The organism is Bacillus sp. T3 (genome assembly GCF_033449965.1).
Lineage (GTDB): Bacteria > Bacillota > Bacilli > Bacillales > Cytobacillaceae > Bacillus_BU.
Genome location: NZ_CP137761.1, coordinates 4,327,741 through 4,349,522, shown reverse-complemented (window position 1 = coordinate 4,349,522; position 21,782 = coordinate 4,327,741). Strand labels below are relative to the sequence as shown.

Below are 21,782 nucleotides of genomic sequence, written 5' to 3'. Positions count from 1 at the left end.
AAGTTAACACCCTTTTTCGATGATCCCATTTACGTAATGATGAAGTTTCTTCCCATCTTTTAATATCTGTTTTATTTCTTTTTTCTCATCGCGGCTTAGCTTTTTAATATTGAGATAATGGATGTCATCGTAAGAATCGTTTGTATTAAAAAGTGATAATCTTAATTGTAATAACCGAAGAAAGTTCGTTCTGCACACTTCAAGTATTTCGCGATATTGTTTGATGGTTATTAATTGATTAAGTCGATCAAGCGATGATGTAGCGGTAATGCCCTCCTTAATGGCAAGAAGGCGAATGCTATTTACATATGGTAGAAAAGCGGAATATTTTAGATCAATAGCCCCAGTGTGAATACCTTTTTCCTCCACTATGATTTGTCCGAGTGGGCCAACTGCGCTTTTTAAATGGCTTACATTTTCCATCAAACGTTTGATTAACATTGGTTTTTCCTCTTTGTAATCAAAAATAAACGTTTTTAATGCCTGGACGAGATTTTGTTCGCCTACTAATAATCTAGCGTCGAAAAAAATCTGTAGGTTCCGGATTGTTTTGAAGCTGCCTTCTTCCATCCAGTTGTAAAGCTGCTCTTTCCATTGATCAAGTGGTTTGCACCATTTGGGATTTGAACTCATGACATTTCCTTCGCAGTAAGGATAACCAACGATGTTTAGACCGTATGATATTTCTTCCCCGAGGGATTTAAAGAATTCGTTTGATTTACTATCGTTTGTTTCATACACAATGCCGTGGTCTTGGTCACTGATGAGTCCTTGTTCAAATCTTCCGCCACTACCGGTTATAAACCATGCAAATTGACACGGTGGATCTCCGATATTTAGTCGAGACATTGATAATGTAAATACCTTTTTCATAACAAGATCATGAAATGTATTTAAGGTAAAGGTATCGAGTTGGTATTGCGATATTTGTTCGTCCTTCCAATTTTTGATCGCTTCATATGACTGAAATACTTCTGTCATGACGACACATCCTTCACGCTTGAAACAATGAAAGCCTCTAAAAAGAGGCTCTCAAGTTTGTTATCTAGATAAAGCGGCTGGGGAAGCGGAGGATTATATACCCCTCACTCCTAGGTGAGCTGCTTCTATTTCTTATGAATTTACACTTTTACTGTGATCCTCTGATAAGAAAACTTCTGGGTAACCATAGCTTCCGTGCTCACTGATATCAAGACCCATAATTTCTTCTTCTTCAGAAACACGCAGACCGTTAAGAACCTTTTTGGCAATCGCTAAAATGATAAAGGAAACAATGAACGCGTATGCTGCAGAAGTGACAATTCCTAATGCTTGCACTCCTAATTGCTCGAAACCACCGCCGTAGAATAAGCCTGGTTTTCCGACTGTAGCTAATTCTTTTGTAGCGAAGAAACCATTTGATAATGTACCCCAAACACCAGCAGTACCATGTACAGATAAAGCAAAGATTGGATCGTCAATTTTCATTTTTTCGAAGAATCTAGCACTATAGAATACTAGTACTCCAGCAATTAATCCAATCACTACTGCAGCCCAAGTTTCAACAAAGGCACAAGATGCTGTGATGGCAACGAGACCAGCTAAGGCGCCGTTTAACATTGTCGGAACATCTGACTTACCGAGAACAATCCAAGAGATAATTAATGCAGCAACAGCACCTGCGCCAGCAGCAAGGTTTGTGTTTAAAGCAACAAATCCAAAGAATGCGCCATCGACTGAAACGGTACTACCTGCATTGAATCCAAACCAACCTACCCAAAGAATGAGAACGGATAGTGCGGTATAGACTTGGTTGTGACCATAAATGTTATTTGGAGAGCCATCTTTATTGTACTTCCCAATACGTGGTTTTAACAAGATTGTTGCTGCTAATGCAGCCATAGCGCCAGTTAAGTGAACAACTGTTGAACCGGCGAAGTCTTGCTTACCGTGTTCAGCTAACCAACCGCCGCCCCAGATCCAGTGGGCGATTACAGGATATACAAGTGCTGAGAAAAGAAGTGCGAAGAATAAGTATACGGATAATTTCGCTCTTTCTGCAAATCCGCCAAAGGCGATGGTTAAAGAAATTCCGGCGAATGCTAATTGGAAAAGAAAGAAAACGGGTGTTGAAATACTAGCGTCTTTAATTTGTGTCCCTGAGTAAAAGAAATCTGATAAGCCAATGAAGAAATTAGAATTCGTACCAAAGATGAAACCATAACCTACTGCCCAAAATACTAATGAAGCAATACCGAAAGTGAAGATTGTTTTACCGGCAATATGACCGGCATTTTTCATTCGAGTCGACCCTGCCTCCAACAGGATAAAACCGCCTATCATAAAAATAACTAATACTGCGGACAACATTACCCATAAGCTGTTCATCAAAAATGTAGCATCCATTTTTCTTCCTCCCTTTTTCCTCTTGTTATTAATTCTTACAAAATGATGTAAGAAAATATAACATCGATATCTTTACGTTTATTTTAGCGTAAAAAAAACTAAAGTCAATAGTTTTTTTGAAGTTTCTGAATTTTTATGTTAAAAAACCTAACATGAACTATCAGAGAAAAAGGAACTAAATAGAAAAAGGAATGAAAAAACGTTACCCTAATGTTTATAAACAGGGTAACGTCTTAGAGCTGGAGATTTTATAGAAGGTTTCCTTTTTGCAAGTGAACATAAATATGGTTTATTCTTTATGATTGTCTTTTTCCTTCATGTAAGAAATCATACCACCGTAACTCGCTCCTAATAAATTTGAATGGATCTTTTTTTCATTTATTTCGTCTTGTTTCATGTAATTCATCATTATCACATAACAAATATATCCACCGAGTACCAGACCTAATAACACCCCGATTACAGTGAAAAGAGGATACAGATTAAATTTAGCATCACCTGCTGCCCCCGTTTTATAACCTGCAAAAATCGCAAGGCCGAGCATAAAACAAACCACGATATTAACCGATAACGTCTTAATGAGGAACACTGAAAATTTATGCCAGTCAGTTTCCTTTTTTTGATTATCTGCACTGATGAATTTTTTTATTTCGATTTTAAGATCTTCTGATATATGGTTTTCCTCTAGAAAACTACTTATGTATGCTTCAATTGTTTTATCAGAGTTTTTTAAGATGTAGGCGGTCTTTTCGACTTTCCCCCGAGTATAGAAGACATATATCCATTTTTCTTCAATATTTAATTCGAGATTTTCAGTTACCATTCCCAGCGTTTTTGTAAAGGTGTGTCTCATCCGGCATCACGCTGCTGTTCTTTTAGGGAAAGGTTATAGGCTTGTTGCCGGATCATATTCGCTTCTTCCTTGGCCATTTTGATCAGATTCTGCGCTTCTTTTTCACTTCGCTTCATTAATTCTTTTGCTTCAAATTTGGCTTTTTGGAGTAGTTCGTGTTGTTCCTTTGCGTATTGTTCGCCTTCTTTTTTGTAGGTTTCGGCGAGCAGCAGCTGTTTTTCAATTGTTCCTTTGCGGGTCTCTAGAACCGCGATAAGTTTTGGAACGACAAACTTGCGAAGTAAAATAAATAGCACGGTGAATAGAATAGCCTGATAAATCATGGTTCCTAACGCAATTGGTAGTCCGAAAATTGTAAAATCCCCCATTTTTGTTCATCCTTTCAGTGGGCTGTGATTCTTTGCCCAATATAAACCATGGTCAGAGTGACAAAGATGTACGCCTGTAGTGCTCCGATAAAAATACAGAAGGCTTGCCAGATTACCATTGGAATTGAAGCAAACACTGCCGAAAATCCCCCATGATTAACGGTAGCAGCAAGTAGGGCTAGCATGACTTCCCAGGCGTAAACATTACCGAATAAACGAAGGCCAAGTGTTAGTGTAGTAGCAAGTTGCTCTAATAAATTAATCGGAAACAAAAGCTTAAAGGGTCTGAAATAGCCTAACACATACTGTTTTAATCCATGACGTCGTAAGTCAAGAAAATGGGTATAGACAATCATCATAATGGCGAGAGTCATGGTGACATGGGCGTCTGAAGTAGGTGATTTCCACCAAGCAATGGGATTGTCTCCATCAATGACCACAGAGAACGGGATTCCAAGGAGATTTGCAACCAAAATAAACAAGAACAATGTCATCCAGGTAGTAAGAATGAATAAATTATTCTTAATGCCTATTGTGTTAATCATGATGTTTTGGATGAATTCGACAAGCCATTCCATGAGGTTTTGCCATTTGTTTGGTGTAGAGGGATTAATCTTTCTTGTTGCTAGGTATGCAAAGAGGAAGACGATGAGGGCTGTGACGGTGCTGGTGAGTACAATCGATAAATCAAAGGTTACGTGAAGAAATGAAACAAGCGGCCTTTCGTAATGCATATATTCTACCCCTTTCTGGCTAATTTTCAGGAGGTGGTAGGTGAAAAATTGAAAATCATGCAGCATCTGTCTTCATTATATTATAATAACAAACATATGATTGTAGGTCTTTTGTGTCATTTTTTCGAAATTTTCAGTATTTTTACATAAGCAATATTATAAATGAAATAATACTTATTAAACTATTTTCCCGTAACCATAGCAAAAAGCGAATCGATAGCTCCGATTCGCTTTTTTTTCTAAGGTTGCTTAAATTACTTGGCGTGAACCTGTTTTACCCTCTTGTGCTACTTCTAGTGAAGGAGTAAATTCATTCTCCATTTTTGAAACAACAACAGTGGCAACCCCATTTCCGATGAGGTTTGTAATCGCTCGTGCTTCTGACATGAAGCGGTCAACACCTAGAAGAAGGGCAATGCCTTCAACCGGAATCATTGGAAAAGCAGCAAGTGTTGCAGCAAGTGTAATGAATCCTGAGCCAGTTACTCCAGCAGCTCCTTTAGAAGTTAGCATTAAAATTCCAAGCAATGTGATTTCTTGCATTAAGGTAAGGTCAACCCCGTAAGCCTGTGCAATGAAAATGGCGGCCATTGATAAATAAATAGCGGTACCGTCTAAGTTAAAGGAATAGCCTGTTGGCACAACCAAGCCAACAACAGATTTTGAACAACCGTATTTTTCAAGACGCTCCATCATACGTGGAAGAGCTGATTCAGAAGATGAAGTTCCAAGTACAAGTAAAATTTCTTCTTTAATATAGGCAATAAATTTAAAAATGCTAAAATTGTAGAATTTAGCGATTAGTCCAAGAATCACAATGATAAATAAGAACATCGTAATATATACAGAACCCATTAATTTTCCAAGTAATAAAAGTGACCCAAGACCGAATTTGCCAATTGTGTAGGCCATAGCGCCAGAAGCGGCTATTGGAGAAACCTTCATAATCATATTAACGACACCGAAGAAAACATCGGCAAGCTTTTCAAATAAAGTAACAACCGGCTTTCCTTTTCTCCCATAGCAGCTAAGGATAAGCCGAAAAGAATCGCAAAGAATAAGATAGGAAGTAATTCGCCTTTTGCCATCGCAGCGACAATGTTATCTGGAATAATATTGACAATGAAATCCATTGCTCCATGACTTGTCTCTTTTGCTGCTTCGGTAAATTGACTTACGTCTCCACCTTCAACTGAGTCAGTGTTGAAGCCTTTCCCGGGTTTAATGAAGTTTACGACAATAATCCCGATCGCTAATGCAAAGGTTGTGACGATTTCAAAATATAATAGAGCTTTTCCCCGATTCGCCCTACCTTTTTTAGATCTCCCATACTGCCGATGCCGATTACAACAGTAAAGAATACAATTGGTGCAATGACCATCTTAATCATTTTAATAAAGATATCTGCCACTATTTTTAGTTGTTCTCCGAATGCCGGAAAAGTAAAACCAATGGCAATCCCGATGAAAATCCCGATAATTACCTGAACCGTTAAATTCCGAAAGTTAATTTTCATTTCCATCCCCCTATATAATTATTGAAAACGATTGTTAGCGCTTTCAAACAACGTGGTGTGAATGAGTTTATATTAACAGACAATTGAGAAAATGCTGAATTATGGTGATAATGTTCTTTTTGTTCTTTTTGGTCATTTAATTGTTCACGGCAAAAAAAATAGGAGCTGGACTTCACATGGTGAAGTCCAAACCCCGAATAAAATTTATGGTTTAGTTTGTTGAATATCGTGGAGAAGTTTAGAGCCAACTTCTTCTTCAATTTGTGAATAAAGTGGTAGGAATGTATTCTTCCATAAGTTTTGCTGCTCACTTGTTAAGTGATGGATTTGAATAGATGAATTTTTTTGTATTTCATTAAGCTGTGAATCGTTCATTTTTCTAGCTTCATCTTGAATCCACTTTGTTGTTTCAACCATTGCACTATTTATTTGCTTTTGTTGAGAAGGAGTTAGTTGATTCCAAAACTCTGCATTCATAATGACTGCATAACCTAAGTATCCATGATTGCTCAAGGTAAGATGCTGCTGCACCTTGTATAAGCCTTTAGAATAAATATTTGAGATGGTGTTTTCCTGGCCATCGAGAGCTTTGATCTCTAACGAGTGATAGACATTGTTAAAGGATTGGGCAGTCGGTTCTGCTCCAAGCAGTTTAAATTGCTTGATAATGACTTCCCCAGGCATGACGCGAAAACGCTGCTGTTTGAAGTCCTCTGGATTTAAGAGCGGCTGTTTGCTACTTGTCATCTGTTTAAAGCCATTACTCCAAAAGGTCATGGCTTTCATCTGTTTATCGTCTAGCTTCTGAAGCAGGTCTTTTCCTACTTGTCCGTTAAATACCTTTTCTACATGCTCATCATTTTCAAACAAAAAGGGTAAATCAAGAACCTTCCACTCCTGGTACAATTTCTGTCATTTTTGAGAAGGAAGGGGCAATCATTTGAATGTCACCTCGAGTGAGGGCATCCACCTCTTCGTCGTCTGAATAGAGGATTCCATTAGGATAAACCTCCACTTTGACCTTACCTTTTGTTTTTGCTTGGACTAACTCTGCGAATTTTTGAGCGGCTAATCCCTTTGGCGTGTTCTCGGCAACAACATGGCTAAAGCGAATAATAATTTGGTCTTTTAGTCCCTCTTGCTCGTCGTCATACACTTCCGTTCTTGATTTTGATAGTGAATCCGTCCCAATCCAAAATATTAATAGAATAATAGTTAAGATACTCATTGAAATAAATGATTTCATAGCAGCCCTCTATTAGAATTTATTGATTACTAAAAAGCCTAAAAAATAAAGTGGTGAATATGCTGGAGGTATTGAAATGCTCTGGAGAGTATAAGATTTTAGATTAATCACAAATTGACTCTCTCACACTTTTCTCAATCATATCACTTTTTGAAATAATATATAAATTATTCGTGTTACAATGAAGTTAAGAACATGAAGGGGATTTCGTGTATGAGGATATCAATACGGTGGAAAATTACGAGCTTGATTCTATTCATTTTAGGCTTCTCATTATTGTTCCTAGGAATTATTTTAATAAATGAGTTTACGAAAAAAGAGGAAAATCAAATCAAGGAACAGGCTATGCTGACAGCTAGGACAGTGGCTGAGCTTCCTGAAGTAATAAAAAATATTCCTGCCTCTAACCTGGAAGTTAGATGAGCTTCAAAAGACAGTAGAGAAAATTCGAATGATTAATGATGCGGATTATATAGTCGTGATGGATATGGAGCGAACGAGATTAACTCATCCAATCATTGATAAAGTTGGTGAGGTCTCAACAGGTCTTGATGAAGGAGCAGCTTTTGCAGAGCATTCTTATCTTTCTGAGGCCAAAGGTGAAATTGGGTCTGTTGTTCGGGCGTTTGTGCCTGTAATTAATGAAGATCATAAGCAGATTGGCGTCATCATCGCAGGGTTTAAGCTTCCGACTATACTCGAAACATTAATGAATGTAAAAAAAGAAATCATCCTGACCGGTGGGATTGCGTTTATCTTTGGTGGCTGGGGGGCATGGGTTTTAGCGAGACAACTAAAGAAGGAAATGTTTCAGCTTGAGCCGCATGAAATTGCCAGACTTGTTGTAGAGCGAACAGAAGCGTTTAACTCGATGCATGAAGGTATTATTGCGATTGACCGTGAAGAACGCATTACAATTTTTAATGATCGGGCAAAGGAAATTCTCGGTGTAGAGGGAGAAGTCATTGGCAAGAGTATTTCACAAATATTGCCGGACACTTATCTTCCAGAAATACTGCAGTTAGAAAGGCCGATTTATAATAAAGATTTATATATTAATAATTTAATGATTGTGAGTAACCGCGTCCCGATTAAAGTAGAAAATAAGACAGTTGGAGCGATTGCAATCTTTCAGGATCGAACAAAGGTTAAAAAATTAGCAGAGGAATTAACAGGTGTAAAAGCTTTTGTTAATGCCTTAAGGGTCCAAAATCATGAACATATTAACAAGTTACATACAATTGCTGGTTTGATTCAATTGGGGAATAAGGATAAAGCACTTGAATATGTGTTCCAAGTTACAGAGGAACAGGAGGAACTGACTAGGTTTTTGAGCAAAAATATTCAGGATGACAGTCTTTCAGGATTATTGTTGAGTAAAGTCAGTCGGGGCAAAGAGCTGGGGATCCAAGTGATTATAGATCGACACAGTTATTTGCATCATTTTCCTAATTTATTGGATCATCATGATTTTGTGTTAATGATTGGAAACCTCGTTGAAAATGCCTTTGATTCATTCAAACAAACGGACAATGAAAGCAATGAAATATATGTAAGTATACGTCAAACGGAAAAGCTTCTTAACATACTGGTTGAAGATAATGGTTGTGGGATCAACGAAAAGGATTTACATAATATTTTTCAATATGGTTATTCCTCTAAAGGTGGAATAGGCAGAGGAATAGGACTGTTTCTAGTCAATCAAATCGTCGAAAAGGGCAAAGGGAAAATTCATGTCGACTCGAAACCGGGCCACGGAACATCCTTCCAAATAACATTTTAAGAAGTAGAGGGACGGTTCAAGTGCTTCCTTCATCATACGGGGGTGATAGGTGTGTATAAAGTAGTACTTATTGAAGACGATCCAATGGTTCAAGAAATTAATCGTGAATTTGTGAATCAAGTCCCTGGATTTCACGTCATCGGTGTTGCTGGGAATGGCACCGACGGAATAGAACTCATTGAAAGATTGAAACCAGATATCATTTTGGTTGATGTGTTCATGCCTACTCAGGATGGGCTAACTACCTTAAAGCAAATTCGTGCAAAGGGGCTTGAGGTTGATGTGATTGCCATAACAGCTGCAAGTGATATGGAAACCGTTCGATCTTTCCTCCAGCATGGAGCCTTTGATTACATAATGAAGCCATTTAAATTTGAACGGATGAAAAAGGCATTAGAAAACTACCATTCTTTCCGCATGCAGGTTAATAAGAAGCAGCATATTTCTCAAGAGGAGTTGGATGGTATTCTATTCCAAAAGGAGCTAGAGGAAGAACAAGTGGACTTGCCGAAGGGATTAAATGCAGTTACGTTAAAGAAAGTCGTTTCATATTTATCTAGTAATTCCTATCCTATCTCCGCTGAAGAGGTGGCAGAGGGTTTAGGGATAGCACGAGTCACTGCTCGCCGATATTTAGAGTATTTAGAGAAATGCAGAAAGGTAAAGATTGATATACAATACGGTGGGATTGGACGCCGGTCAATCGCTATATCTATTCGAAATAACGATTGAAAATGGTTAAAATACTCAGGAATGTTCGGAATTATGTCGATTTATGTCGTATATTTAAGATATATGACGAATTTTTCTCGTAAACTATGGAGAAAAGTGAAATGTTGGATTAAAATAGATTCGAACGCCGTAGAAATTATGTGAATTTAACAAGGGGTCTGTTTATGTTGGAATTAGCTCGCGCAAATCAAATGATTACTGAAGAGGTAAAATCAGTAAAATTATTTTTATGGATGTTCTATATTTTTTATTTTGGGTATGATTCGTTTTATTTTATTCTTTATCCATTAATTAACCAAAAACCTATAGGTCTACCTGAAGGTGGTTTGGGGTATTGGGTATATTTAATCATTACATCGTTTCTACCTGTCGCTATCTTTTTAATTAAGACCGGAAAACCATACTTGGTAAAGTATTTTTATACTTTTGGCTTTATCATTTTAGATGCTATTAATTATGTGTTAATTTACATTGGGGGAAATGATCGTGTTAATGAAGGGAATGTAGTCGAAGTTTTTATTATGGTTATTGTCCCTATATTTTTAAATAAGCGGTTCTTTTGGACAGTTGCTAGTGTTTTAGTAGGGAAATATGCTTTTCTATGTGTTGTTCTTCAATCTACTAGATTTTTATTTCCTATTGTTTTGCTAATCGTTTTTGCCATTGTTTCGTATATTTTCCTATCTCGTTTTACATCTTATGTGCAAGCTATTACTTCTGTTTTTGAAGTTCAGCGCCAAAATGAAAGACTTATGGTATTAGGAAGAATGGCAACTTCTATCGGTCATGAAATCAGAAATCCGTTATCGTCGTTAAAAGGGTTTACACAATTACAACAAGAAAGAGATAAAAGTGATGTAAATTTTTATCCGATAATGATTCAAGAAATCGATCGAATCAACTCCATTGTTGATGATTTGATGGTATTAGGGAGACCTAAGGCGCCTAATTTTAATTTTTATGATCTCAATATGATTGTGGATTATGTGACCAGTGTAACGAGACAATTAGCTGATAACTATGGGTCGAAAATCGTTGTAAATCCTGGCGGTAGTTTACCGTTAGTGGAGTGTAATGAAAAACAAATTAAACAAGCCTTAATCAATATCTTGAAAAATGCTATTGAGTCTATGCATCATGGTGGTACTGTTGAGGTGTTTGTAGCAGGAAATGGTCCTAACAAAATACAAGTAACGGTTCAAGACCACGGCTGTGGTGTTGATGCTGAAAAACTTAAAAAGCTTGGTGAACCTTTTTTTACTACAAAGCAGGATGGCACGGGTTTAGGGTTACTTGTTACCAAGAAAATAATAGAAGACCATCATGGGGAACTACTTTTTGAAAGCAAGAAAGAACAGGGGACAAAAGTTTCTATGATTCTTCCAATCAATCAAAAATAAAGACAATCAAAGGGCTGGCCCAAATCGTGGTCAAGCCTTTTTTATATTAAGGTCCCGCTAATTCTGAACATTTGTTGGAGGATTCTTGAAATCTTTTCGACACATTCAAAAATCCTGTGAGATTGTGAAAAAAATCACGAAAAAAGCGCCTCCTTTCCTATATTATAAGCTATGAATGAGGAGGGCTAGCATGAACAGCAAAAAGTTGGTTAGAAAATTAAAAAGAAGACCGATCGAGTATACAAGAATGACGGTTCAGCTCCTATTTTTATTTTTTATATTATTTGTTGGATTTCGCTTTTATCAATTTTATAATCATTTTGCAACATCAGGGGTAGAGTCTTTTGTTGAGCGCCCTTCGGCAGTGGAAGGTTTTTTACCTGTTAGTGCACTTGTTGGTTTTAAAGTGTGGATCACGTCTGGTGATTTTGATCCCGTCCATCCTGCTGGTTTAGTTTTATTACTTTTTATCGTAGGCTCAGGTTTTTTATTCCGCCGATCTTTTTGCAGCTGGATTTGTCCAATTGGTACAGTAAGTGAATGGATTGGGAAGTTGGGGAAAAAGCTTTTTAAAAAAAAGTCGTTTGATCTGCCAAAATGGTTAACGTGGATTTTATTTCCGTTAAAATATTTATTATTAGGGTTCTTTATTAAATACATTTTGATTGATATGCCTGGAGTAGACGCTATAAATTTTATGATGAGCCCTTATAACATAATCTCTGATGTGAAAATGCTACAATTTTTCTTGAATATAAGTGGGTTTGCAATTAAGTTTATTTTAGTCTTATTTGTTCTTTCTTTATTCTTTAGAAATTTTTGGTGCCGTTTTTTATGTCCTTATGGTGCATTGATTGGGATCGGTTCATTACTAGGGATTACAAAAATTAAGCGAAATGAAGATTCTTGTATTGATTGTAATGCCTGTACTCGTGTATGCCCTCAGCGCATTCGTGTTTCCGAAACGAAAGCTGTATTAACGCCAGAGTGCTCTGCGTGTATGCTTTGTGTTGAGGCTTGTCCAGTGAAGGATACACTGACGGTTCAGGTTGGTAAAAAGAAAGTAAATAAATGGGTGATTCCAGTTTCTTTCTTTATTGTTTTTACTATCACTATTATTGTTGCAAAATTAACAGGCCATTGGAATACGATCATTACCTATGACGATTTTAAAGTGTTAATACCGATGATGGATAGTATTGGCCATTAATAATACTAAATAAAAGCACCGAACGGTGTATAGCACCATAAAAGTTATAGTTCAAAATCTAACTTTTGGGAGCAATACATTGTAGTTCGGTGCTTTTTGTCTAAATGGAGAACAAAAAATCAACTTTTCCATAAACATTTCTTAAAATAGTTTAGTTGTTATTAGTGACTATTTTACTCCTAAATATAATGGTTTATAATTAATTTAACGCAAGGTGTCGATTTATGACGAATAAATTCCCCCCTTGGAGTGATTTATTAAAACTAGTGAGGTATTTAACATGTTTGCCAAAAAGACAGCAGCATCATTAGTAAATGAAGAAAAAAGAACGATAATTTGGTTTTTGACGTTGTTTTATTTAATATCGGTTACTTATGACTTAAGTTATTACATTATTATACCAAAGTTTTTTTATCATAAAGAAATTAGTTTCAATAGTTCTTTTGGTTTTTTAACATATGTTTTTATGTTTGCATTACTTCCATATGCATTATATATAGTCCAAAAAGGGAGACAGGACAAAGTAAAATATATTTATTTTATTAGTTATACAATAGTTTTTTTGGCTTATGAACTTTTAACTTATTATGGAACTTCACTCCAATATAAAAGCGGGAATGGAGTGGAAATATTTTTTATTCTGTTTTCCCCGATTTTCATTAACAGACGATTTTATTGGGTTGTTTTAGGCGGGACTTTGTTAAAATATATTATAGTTGGATTGGTATTAAATACGACTAGTGTGTTTGCCCCAGTAATTCTTGTTTTTGTATTTGGAATAGTTGCTTATATTTTTTTAAATCGTTTTACTGGATATATTAATGCTATTGAAAATGCATTTGACCTTCAATTACAAGGAATCGTAAAAGGTGTTATTGCAACGTTGGAGTTAAAAGACCCCTATACGCGAGGTCACAGTGAACGAGTTGCTCATTATGCATTAATTCTTGCCGAGGAGTTAGGTAGGTTTTCCAAAAAGGAATTAAAAGAGTTTAATTATGCATGTTTACTCCATGATGTAGGCAAAATTAATGTTCCAGATCAGATATTAATGAAGCCCCAAAAATTAAATTCAGATGAATATGAAATTATTAAAACACACCCAAATGTCGGTGCAAAAGCAATAGAGGGTGTTGAGGGATTAAAAAATGGAATTCATGTTATACTTTACCACCATGAACGATGGGATGGAAAAGGCTATCCAAATCAATTAGCTGGAGAAGAAATTCCTATATTGGCAAGAATTACTTCAATTGCCGATGCTTTTGATGCCATGACTTCTTCAAGATCCTATCGAAAGGCTATGACCACATCTGAAGCTTATTATAGGATTCTTGAAGGTAAGGGCACACAATTTGATCCTAGCTTAGTTGAGGCCTTTATTAAAGTTTTTCCAAAATGGGATGAGTTCCATAGTTGTTATCCTGGGATATCAGAATAACTTGAGAGGAGGTGAATATACAATGAAGATTCGAAAGCTTAATAAAGTAAAGACTACATGTTGGTGGTGCATAATATTAGGCATTTGATTAAGAGTTGTTAAGGGGATGCTAATGATTGGTAGATTTGCATCCCTAAATTCTTTCATAAGGGTGTTGTAGTTTGAATCTTTCATATGAGTCAGTAATACAGCTACATCCGATTGACATTCGTGAAGACAGAAAGAATTATATCGTTGAGGATAAACTCACAGGTGAATACTTTGAAATGCCCGCAATTTGTATTCATGCGATTGAAATGATCGAGAATGAATACAGCTTGTTGGAGATTGAAAAAGAATTAAAGGCAGTTTATCCTCAGGAAGAAGTTAATTTAATCGAATTTATAGAGCAGCTAATTGAAATGGAATTGATTCAAGAGGTGGATGGTCAAACCATTGAATACTCGAAGATAAACTCAGAGAAGCTAGGGTTTTTGTGGATTCCTGAGCGTTTTGGCATGCTTTTCTTTAACCGTTATACAGTTGTGCTGTATGGTCTTCTATTTTTTATCAATTTAGGTATCCTCATTACTAATCCCCAATATATTCCTCATTATAAAGATTTATTTATTTTTGATGTTATGATGTATAATATTCTATTTTATATGGCCATCTCTTTTGTGCTTGTTTTCATACATGAATTCGGACATATATTAGCCATACGGGCAGCTGGATTACCGACAAAATTGGAGATTGGTCATCGCCTGTTTCTTGTTGTACTTGAAACTGATATGACCCAGGTTTGGAGCCTTCCGATAAACAAACGAAATCGCCTCTACCTTGCCGGTATGTGCTTTGACGTTGTCTTGCTTACACTTGCCCTGTTTTTCATGATCCTTTTTCCTAATACATCATCGTTATTAATCGGAATTTGTGGGATCATTGTATACGATGTCATCATTCGAATGATCTATCAGTGCTGTATTTATATGAAAACAGATCTTTATTATGTTTTTGAAAATAGCTTCGGCTGCTATAACTTAATGGAGAACGCGCAAAACTATTTAAAGGGTAAGCTGTTATCAAAACGTCCGAACCAATCAAACCAAATATTTGCGGGTGAAAAAGGGATTGTAATCGTATATGGAGTAGGCTATTTAGTTGGAATGGCTCTTTCCTTAACACTTTTAGTCGGTTATATCCTTCCGCAAATCATGTTCGTCATCAAGGATTCAGTTGCTGGAATTACCGTACCAGTTTCGTCTATCCAATTTTGGGATGCGATCGTCGTATTCCTCCAGCTTATTCTTGGATTCGGGTTACTTCTTTATTCCTGGACAAAAACGTACAAAATGAAATATAAATGATTCATGGGGGCAGTGAGATCGCTGCCCTCTTTTTATTTTGACATAACAAATTTGAACCGATTTTGCGAGAATAACAAGGTTATAATAAAATGAAACAAAGTACGTTTAAAATTGGTATGTACTAAAAGGAGATATTATGATCAATATAACAGTAAATAATCAAGAATTGAAACCATTCCTTCAAGCTAATTGGGAAAAATCAGGTTTTGAACAGCTGACATCAGTTCAAATGCAATCGATTCCGTCTGCGCTTCTTGGCAGAGATGTGATTGCTGAGTCGCCAACAGGAACAGGGAAAACGTTAAGCTATTTAATTCCTGTACTACAAAAAATCGATATTGATAAGCGTGGGGTCCAAGCAGTTATTCTTGCTTCGTCACAAGAGCTTTGTATGCAAATATTAAGTGAGATTCAAAAGTGGGCAGAAGGAAGTGGAATTCGAAGTGCTTCCTTTATTGGCGGGGCAAACGTTAAAAGACAGCTTGAAAAATTAAAGAAGTCTCCACAGGTCGTCGTGGGCACACCAGGTCGGATTTTCGAGCTAATAAAGCAAAAAAAATTAAAAATGCACGAGGTACGTACCGTCGTATTGGACGAAGGCGATCAATTGCTTATTCCAGAGCACCTAACAACCGTACGTCATATTGTCAATTCACCGTTGGCTGATCGTCAGGTGCTAGTTTTTTCTGCGACTTTGCCATTAGCAACAGAGGAATTTGCGCGGGGATTAACGAACAATCCAGAACTCATTAAAATAAGCAAGGATGAAACGATTAATGCTGAAACGGTAGAACATCTTTATATCGTTTGTGAACAGCGTGACAAAATCGATATTTTACAGAAGGTTGCGAGGTTATCAAACATTAAAGCACTAGCCTTTATGAATGACATAGGCGCAGCATCTGTAGCCATTTCTAAAATGTCGTTTAAAGGAATCTCTGCTGGAATCCTACATAGCGAATTGAAGAAGCTGGAACGTCAATCTGCACTGAAGAAATTTCGCGATGGAGATTCTGCTCTTCTGATTGCAACGGATGTTGCAGCACGTGGCTTAGATATTAAGGGAGTGACCCATGTTGTGCATGTTGATTTTCCGAAAGAGATTAATCAATATGTTCACCGTTCTGGACGAACTGGACGCTTTGGAGCAAGCGGAACTGTAGTGGCTATTGTAACCGATAGAGAGGAAAGAGAACTGAAGAAATTCTACCGAGAACTTGGTCTAACCGGTAAGAAGAAGGTTTTCTATAAAGGTGAATTAGTTTCTCCTGAAAAATAGGCCAGAACGATTGCTGAAATAAAAATATCTATTTGAATTCGCTTACAAAAACTGATTTCCCCGATAGGAGATTGACGAAACAAACGGATATTGTTATAGTCATCATGTATTTTCAGATAAGTTTTTCTATTCTTAAAAGAAGGTGAACGGTTTTGTCCAGGTTTGAAACGGAAGTACTACATGGTGTTAAAAAAAGCAAAATGCCAATCAAAAGTAAAGTAACCCCAATTTATCAAACGACAGCTTTTACTTTTTCTGATCTTGATGAATTAGAGGGCTATTATCAAGGACAAGGAAACTATTTGTATTCACGTGTTGGAAATCCGAATACAGATGAATTAGCAGAAGCAGTAGCAGCTCTTGAAGGTGCTCCCGCTGGTGTCGCAACTTCATCTGGACTTTCAGCTATTTTAGCAGGGGTACTAGCTGTGGTGAAAAGTGGAGATCATATTGTGGCTGCAGAAGATTTGTATGGGGGTAGCTTTCAGCTCCTGCAAGGGGAACTAAACCAATTCGGGATTGAAGTCACGTTCGTATCCTTCACAGACCTTGCCCAGGTTGAGAAAGAAATCAAATCAAATACAAAATTATTATACACAGAATCCATTACAAATCCGCTCCTTCGAGTACAAGATATCGAGGAGTTTGTCCGAATTGCAAAGAAGCATAAACTCACCACTCTTGTGGACAATACATTTGCCACTCCTTATCATTGCCAGCCATATGGAAAAGGGGTAGATTTAGTTGTTCATAGTGCGACGAAGTACATTGGTGGTCATAGCGATGTGACAGCTGGAGTACTAGTAGGTGAAAAGGACTTGCTAGCAAAGGCAACCGCAAAGGTTGTAAACCTTGGCACAAACGTAAGTCCGATTGAAGCATGGCTAACAACGCGTGGTTTAAAAACATTAGCAATAAGAATGGAAAAGCAGTCCAAAAACGCGCGAGAGCTAGCCCTTGCCCTTCAAAACAATAAACTTGTAGAGAAGGTTTATTATCCGTTTGAACACGGCGAGAGCGGATATGGTGCGATTGTCACAATCAAGCTTGCTAACACAGTTAATGTAAATGAATTCTTTAAAAATCTTTCCTGGATTAAAATTGCGCCAACCTTGGCTGGTGTAGAGACATCTGTTTCCCATCCAGTCATTACCTCGCATCGTGCTTTACCTGCTGAGGCACGTGACGCATTAGGAATTACATTTGAGGTTGTCCGAATTTCGGTTGGAATTGAACATGCAGAAGATATCGTTGGCATTTTTGAGCAAGCGATGACTAAAGCTGCAAAGTAAAAGTGGATTTTAGTTGACATATTTCGAAAATCTAACTAATATGTAGAGTAAGCTAATTATTTTTAATAAAATGAAAAATTAAATAATCTCTTATCATGAGTGACGGAGGGAACAGGCCCTATGAAGTCCGGCAACCATCAAGCATTGCTTGAAAAGGTGCTAAATCCTGCAGACAGTGTGCTGTCTGAAAGATAAGAGGAGGAAAAAACCCTCTTCTTATGAAGAGGGTTTTTTGTTGTTACGACATTAAATAAACCTGGACACTACATAAATCGAAATGAAATTTTCTATTAGGGAGATGGAGAAGATGGCAACGATAAATATTGCACTTTTAGGATATGGAACAGTTGGAAAAGGCGTTTATCAAACAATTGAGATGCATCAAAGTCGCTTTAAGGCTCTATTGGGTAAAGAGGTGAAAATCATTGCCGTATTAGTAAAAAATATCGAAAAGCATTCATTACCAGATCAGGATGTTCTGTTAACAACTGATTTTGATGAGATTCTTCAACTACCAAAGCTTGATGTTGTAATTGATGCGATTGTGGGAAGAGATCTGGCGTATACTTATTTGCAATCAGCCATTAAAAAGGGCTGTCATATCATTACAGCTAACAAAGAAATGTTTGCTCATCACGGGGAACAGCTGAAGGCATTAGCAGATGAATACCATGTATCGATTGGATTCGAAGCGACTGTGGCAGGCGGGATTCCTGTTATTCAGACCCTGAATACGCTGTTAAATGTTAATGGAATAACAAAAGTGGAAGGTATACTAAACGGGACATCGAATTTTATCTTAACAAAAATGAGAGAGGAAAACCTTTCCTTCTCCGCTGCATTAATCATTGCGCAAGAGCAAGGCTATGCAGAATTGGATCCCAAAAATGATATTGAAGGAATCGATGCATTCTTTAAAGCGATGATTTTAAGTCAAGTCATTTTTGGGGAGCAGCCCAATTGGTCGGATGTCACGCGATCAGGGATTACTGAAATTTCGTCCGAAAAAATTGGTCTATTTTCAGCACTAGGTCTACGCTTTAAGCATGTAGCTTCGATTGAAAAAAGCACAAATGGCGTTAGCTGTTCTGTGAAACCAGTCCTTGTAAGCTCAACCCATCCTTTATATCAGATAGAGGGTGTGCAAAATGCCATTTCAATTGAGGCTGATATCGTCGGCAACATTTGTATCCAAGGACCTGGTGCGGGGATGTACCCAACTGCAAGCGCGATAGTAGAGGACATTATCCATATAGTGAATCCTTCTAATGCTAACATCACAAATAATAGTCTTGTGGAGGAAACGAAAATAGAACAACCTAACTGGGTTCTTTTCGGCAAGGGCTTGAAGGAATTATCCTGGCCATCAACAATCGAAATCGTTGGTTTCTTACGACCATCCCTTTTACTTGTGTCTGGTTCAGCAAATGAACTTGAAACGATCACACAAGCTGCACCAGAGCTTCAATGCTATGAAGTATATGGCGATATTACGAAACTGGATTTTTCAGAACGTCTAGCCATTTAAGCATTTTTAAATTTGTTTTGAACCAAGAGTTGGACTAATAGGAATAATGGTGATGGAACTGTCTCATACTACCTTTGAGAAAATAAATAAAGGGGTTGTGAGTCATGGGCAGAACAAAATTAGGGAATGCCAATGCCAATCGAAATAATAATAGTAAGCTTGGGAATCGTACAAGTGAGGAGCTTGTCGAGTTTACAACAGGTGAAAAGGGAAGCAGACAACCTGATATAAAAGATCGTGACATGGATTTATCAAAAGACTAAATAAGAATTGGGTGCTCAAGGTAGAAATTATGAGCACCTTTTTTTCCCATGTTATTAAGTCTTTCTAATGGAGGTGCGTAAAAAATTGCCTGAACACACCTTTGAGGCATTATCAAAAGTCATTCATAGTTTATTTGATGAAGAACCAAAGCCGCCGTTGCACGTGGGAGAGGTGATGTCCTGCTGGACGTATTTGACAATTTTGGAAGAAGCGGTTGCAATTGAACAAATCGGTCTTAATTCGACAACCGATCCAGAAGTCAAAAATGTTGTTCATAAAACATTAGGTGGGGCTAGCTCACAAGCGAGTCGACTGAAGGTTTTTATGCAGAATGAAGGAATCCCTTTACCAGATGCATCCGAACCAAAGCCGATTACTGATCCGCTCGCGATACCCGCTGGGGCTAAACTGACGGACTCGGAAATATGCAATCTTGTCAGTATTAAGATTGCTACTGCAATCACCACCTGTGCAGGATCTTCTGCACAATCTATTCGAAACGATGTTGGACTTATGTTTTTGGAATTCCAACTAGAAGCAATGAAGTATGGTGCTTTGATTAAATCGGTCATGAGAAAAAGAGGCTGGCTCAAAATACCACCTCCCTATTTACCACCAGGATTATTAACACACCAATGATGAAATCTAATACAGGGTAATGAGCTTGAGTTCGGTGATAACTCAAGCTTGTTTATTATTAGTGGAGAGGTTTTGTTTTCACTTGGGGAAGTAATCAGTCAGTAAATTGAAACCGTCTTATTTTAAATGTGCACTAATCCTCTTTCTTTGCTAAATAATCCACTTTTTTTATGTTAACCCCGACAAAGGTTTCAATAATCGCTTGCGCTCCCGCAATCGATAAAATAAAAATGAGGATGATTGCGTATTTAGGCAAAAGTAAGTAAAATCCTCCTAAAAAAATGGCACTCCAAACACCCGCACACCAATAGCAATTTAATAAATAACCAAACAGTGACTTCGGAACCTCTTTCATTTTCGTGCCCTCGTCTGTTTTTACTTCAATTTTTTTCATAAAAGGCTTACGTAGAAATTCAGTAATTTTATCAAACACAATCAGGTGCGTCAGTCGGTAGCTCGCCAAAATCAACATGATATAGGAAATTGGGCTAATATTAATTTCATTCATCAAAAAACCCCTTCGCTGCGAACATTTCTGCTTAGTATCACCTTGGTAAATACGGTTTATGTAACGGCTACTACTAGCAGTCTGATTTGGACTAAGCCTTAAGTCTGATTAGAAAATCAAGCTTAGGCTCGTTATGAGAAACCCGAAATCTAGGTAAGATGAAAGCATGAAAGGAGGAAGTCGAAAATGAAAAAATTTGGATTACTATTAGCGGGTGGAATTGCAGCAATTGTCTTGTTATCAAACTTAGGATCAGTGGTGGGTCTTGCAATCAGCTTGTTTATTTTATACTTCGTGTTAAAAAAGTTTTTGCAGGCTGATAAGCTCCTTGCAAAAATTTGTTGGGGATTAATCGGTTTGGCACTGTTAATGGCTTCTGCAGCCAATGCACCAGCAATTCTAGCGGTAGCTGCTGCTTATATTCTTTACTTAGTTTATAAAAATTGGAATAAAACCGGTTCAAGCTCAGTTGTAGTGGAAGAAAACGATCCATTCACAAACTTCGAAAAACAATGGTCACAGCTTAATAAAAATTATTAATAAATAAAGGAGAGTATCGAAAATGAGTAACTTATTAACCAGAATTAAAAACACAGTGTTAGCCGATTTAAACGAGGTGTTAGACAAAAAAGAACAAAAAAACCCGATAGCTTTATTAAACCAATACTTACGTGAAAGCGAACTAGAAACAGAAAAGGTTCGTAAGCTCCTAGAACGTCAATATTCATTAAAGGATCAATTTACTCGTGAACTTAAGCAAGCCCAGGAAATGGCGCAAAAACGGAGCCGTCAAGCGGACATTGCGTCCCAGGCTGGTGAAACAGACCTCTATCAATTTGCATTAACAGAAAAGATTCATTTTGAAGAGAGAGCAGTTAGATTAAATGAATCTTTGCAAACCGTATTGAATCAGCTTAGTGAGTTAGAACAAAAATATGAAGAAATGAAGCACAAATTGAAAGACATGCAGATTCGACGTCTGGAATTAATGGGACGAGAAAATGTCACTCGTGCACATAACAAAATGAACAAAGTTCTTGAGGAAACAAGCTATTCTGACAAAGCATTATCACGTTTCACAGAAATTGAAGCCTATCTTGATCGCTTAGAGCATCAAGTAAATAGCGAGTACTATCGTAACACCATTGATGCCAGAATCGCTCAGTTAGAAAAACAGGCACAAAAAAAGGATGAAAATATTACTATCTAAATTCGAAAACTGCTATTCTAGAGAGGCGTAGGAAAATTCTACGCCTTT

The 21,782-nt window shown here is 37.2% G+C and carries 19 protein-coding genes, 3 pseudogenes and 1 riboswitch; of the genes and pseudogenes, 13 read left to right on the top strand and 9 right to left on the bottom strand.

Annotated features, from left to right (window positions below):
* Window positions 1–3 precede the first annotated feature (3 nt).
* The 8 genes and pseudogenes from RGF10_RS22310 to RGF10_RS22275 all read right to left on the bottom strand — a co-directional run bounded on the left by RGF10_RS22310 (window position 4) and on the right by RGF10_RS22275 (window position 7,102).
* Window positions 4–981 (bottom strand): DUF294 nucleotidyltransferase-like domain-containing protein, encoded by a 978-nt coding sequence (locus tag RGF10_RS22310; protein WP_318505869.1) that lies wholly within the window; start codon window positions 979–981, stop codon window positions 4–6.
* A 132-nt stretch (window positions 982–1,113) separates the two neighbouring features.
* Complete coding sequence (locus RGF10_RS22305; RefSeq protein WP_318505867.1) at window positions 1,114–2,385, bottom strand: ammonium transporter; 1,272 nt, start codon at window positions 2,383–2,385, stop codon at window positions 1,114–1,116.
* A 289-nt stretch (window positions 2,386–2,674) separates the two neighbouring features.
* Window positions 2,675–3,238: a hypothetical protein gene (locus RGF10_RS22300; RefSeq protein ID WP_318505866.1), complete on the bottom strand. Its 564-nt coding sequence runs from the start codon at window positions 3,236–3,238 to the stop codon at window positions 2,675–2,677.
* Window positions 3,235–3,606: a F0F1 ATP synthase subunit B family protein gene (locus RGF10_RS22295; RefSeq protein WP_318505864.1), complete on the bottom strand. Its 372-nt coding sequence runs from the start codon at window positions 3,604–3,606 to the stop codon at window positions 3,235–3,237. The genes RGF10_RS22300 and RGF10_RS22295 overlap by 4 nt, the downstream gene beginning before the upstream one ends.
* A 14-nt stretch (window positions 3,607–3,620) precedes the next feature.
* A complete protein-coding gene (atpB, locus tag RGF10_RS22290) occupies window positions 3,621–4,340 on the bottom strand; it encodes a F0F1 ATP synthase subunit A (RefSeq protein ID WP_318505863.1) in 720 nt (239 codons plus the stop codon).
* Between the two features lie 249 nt (window positions 4,341–4,589).
* Window positions 4,590–5,856 (bottom strand): annotated as a pseudogene (gene dctA, locus RGF10_RS22285) (C4-dicarboxylate transporter DctA).
* A 204-nt stretch (window positions 5,857–6,060) separates the two neighbouring features.
* Window positions 6,061–6,762, bottom strand: coding sequence for a DctP family TRAP transporter solute-binding subunit (locus RGF10_RS22280; protein WP_318505861.1), 702 nt, complete (start codon window positions 6,760–6,762; stop codon window positions 6,061–6,063).
* Window positions 6,737–7,102, bottom strand: a complete 366-nt coding sequence (locus RGF10_RS22275; protein ID WP_318505860.1) for a type 2 periplasmic-binding domain-containing protein — start codon at window positions 7,100–7,102, stop codon at window positions 6,737–6,739. The genes RGF10_RS22280 and RGF10_RS22275 overlap by 26 nt, the downstream gene beginning before the upstream one ends.
* Window positions 7,103–7,315: 213 nt before the next feature.
* Here RGF10_RS22275 and RGF10_RS22270 point away from each other — a divergent pair.
* The 11 genes and pseudogenes from RGF10_RS22270 (at window position 7,316) to RGF10_RS22220 (ending at window position 20,016) form a co-directional block, all read left to right on the top strand.
* Window positions 7,316–8,885: pseudogene (locus RGF10_RS22270) on the top strand (ATP-binding protein).
* A gap of 51 nt (window positions 8,886–8,936) precedes the next feature.
* Window positions 8,937–9,610, top strand: a pseudogene (locus tag RGF10_RS22265) (response regulator).
* Window positions 9,611–9,781: 171 nt separating this feature from the next.
* Window positions 9,782–11,017: an ATP-binding protein gene (locus RGF10_RS22260; protein WP_318505856.1), complete on the top strand. Its 1,236-nt coding sequence runs from the start codon at window positions 9,782–9,784 to the stop codon at window positions 11,015–11,017.
* 190 nt (window positions 11,018–11,207) lie between these two features.
* Complete coding sequence (locus RGF10_RS22255) at window positions 11,208–12,227, top strand: 4Fe-4S binding protein (RefSeq protein ID WP_318505855.1); 1,020 nt, start codon at window positions 11,208–11,210, stop codon at window positions 12,225–12,227.
* A gap of 280 nt (window positions 12,228–12,507) precedes the next feature.
* Window positions 12,508–13,668: an HD-GYP domain-containing protein gene (locus RGF10_RS22250; protein ID WP_318505853.1), complete on the top strand. Its 1,161-nt coding sequence runs from the start codon at window positions 12,508–12,510 to the stop codon at window positions 13,666–13,668.
* A gap of 161 nt (window positions 13,669–13,829) precedes the next feature.
* The gene (locus tag RGF10_RS22245; RefSeq protein WP_318505852.1) at window positions 13,830–15,014 is read left to right on the top strand and encodes a hypothetical protein; all 1,185 of its coding nucleotides are present in this window, start codon (window positions 13,830–13,832) and stop codon (window positions 15,012–15,014) included.
* 136 nt (window positions 15,015–15,150) lie between these two features.
* Window positions 15,151–16,293 carry a DEAD/DEAH box helicase gene (locus tag RGF10_RS22240; RefSeq protein ID WP_318505850.1) on the top strand — a complete coding sequence of 381 codons (1,143 nt, stop codon included), beginning with the start codon at window positions 15,151–15,153 and terminating at the stop codon, window positions 16,291–16,293.
* 152 nt (window positions 16,294–16,445) lie between these two features.
* A complete protein-coding gene (locus RGF10_RS22235; protein WP_318505848.1) occupies window positions 16,446–17,585 on the top strand; it encodes a trans-sulfuration enzyme family protein in 1,140 nt (379 codons plus the stop codon).
* Window positions 17,586–17,672: 87 nt separating this feature from the next.
* A riboswitch (SAM riboswitch) is annotated at window positions 17,673–17,783 on the top strand.
* Window positions 17,784–17,892: 109 nt separating this feature from the next.
* Window positions 17,893–19,113 carry a homoserine dehydrogenase gene (locus RGF10_RS22230; RefSeq protein ID WP_318505846.1) on the top strand — a complete coding sequence of 407 codons (1,221 nt, stop codon included), beginning with the start codon at window positions 17,893–17,895 and terminating at the stop codon, window positions 19,111–19,113.
* Between the two features lie 104 nt (window positions 19,114–19,217).
* On the top strand, window positions 19,218–19,376 hold the full coding sequence (locus RGF10_RS22225) for a hypothetical protein (RefSeq protein ID WP_318505844.1): 159 nt from the start codon (window positions 19,218–19,220) through the stop codon (window positions 19,374–19,376).
* 85 nt (window positions 19,377–19,461) lie between these two features.
* Window positions 19,462–20,016 (top strand): DUF3231 family protein, encoded by a 555-nt coding sequence (locus RGF10_RS22220; protein WP_318505842.1) that lies wholly within the window; start codon window positions 19,462–19,464, stop codon window positions 20,014–20,016.
* Window positions 20,017–20,149: 133 nt separating this feature from the next.
* Here the strand turns inward: RGF10_RS22220 and RGF10_RS22215 are convergent, their stop codons facing one another.
* On the bottom strand, window positions 20,150–20,524 hold the full coding sequence (locus RGF10_RS22215) for a DUF1360 domain-containing protein (RefSeq protein ID WP_318505840.1): 375 nt from the start codon (window positions 20,522–20,524) through the stop codon (window positions 20,150–20,152).
* A 186-nt stretch (window positions 20,525–20,710) separates the two neighbouring features.
* On the opposite strand from RGF10_RS22215, the gene RGF10_RS22210 reads away from it, so the two are divergent.
* Both RGF10_RS22210 and RGF10_RS22205 read left to right on the top strand, forming a co-directional pair.
* Window positions 20,711–21,064: a lmo0954 family membrane protein gene (locus RGF10_RS22210; RefSeq protein WP_318505838.1), complete on the top strand. Its 354-nt coding sequence runs from the start codon at window positions 20,711–20,713 to the stop codon at window positions 21,062–21,064.
* A gap of 22 nt (window positions 21,065–21,086) precedes the next feature.
* The gene (locus RGF10_RS22205) at window positions 21,087–21,734 is read left to right on the top strand and encodes a PspA/IM30 family protein (RefSeq protein WP_318505835.1); all 648 of its coding nucleotides are present in this window, start codon (window positions 21,087–21,089) and stop codon (window positions 21,732–21,734) included.
* Window positions 21,735–21,782: the final 48 nt, after the last annotated feature.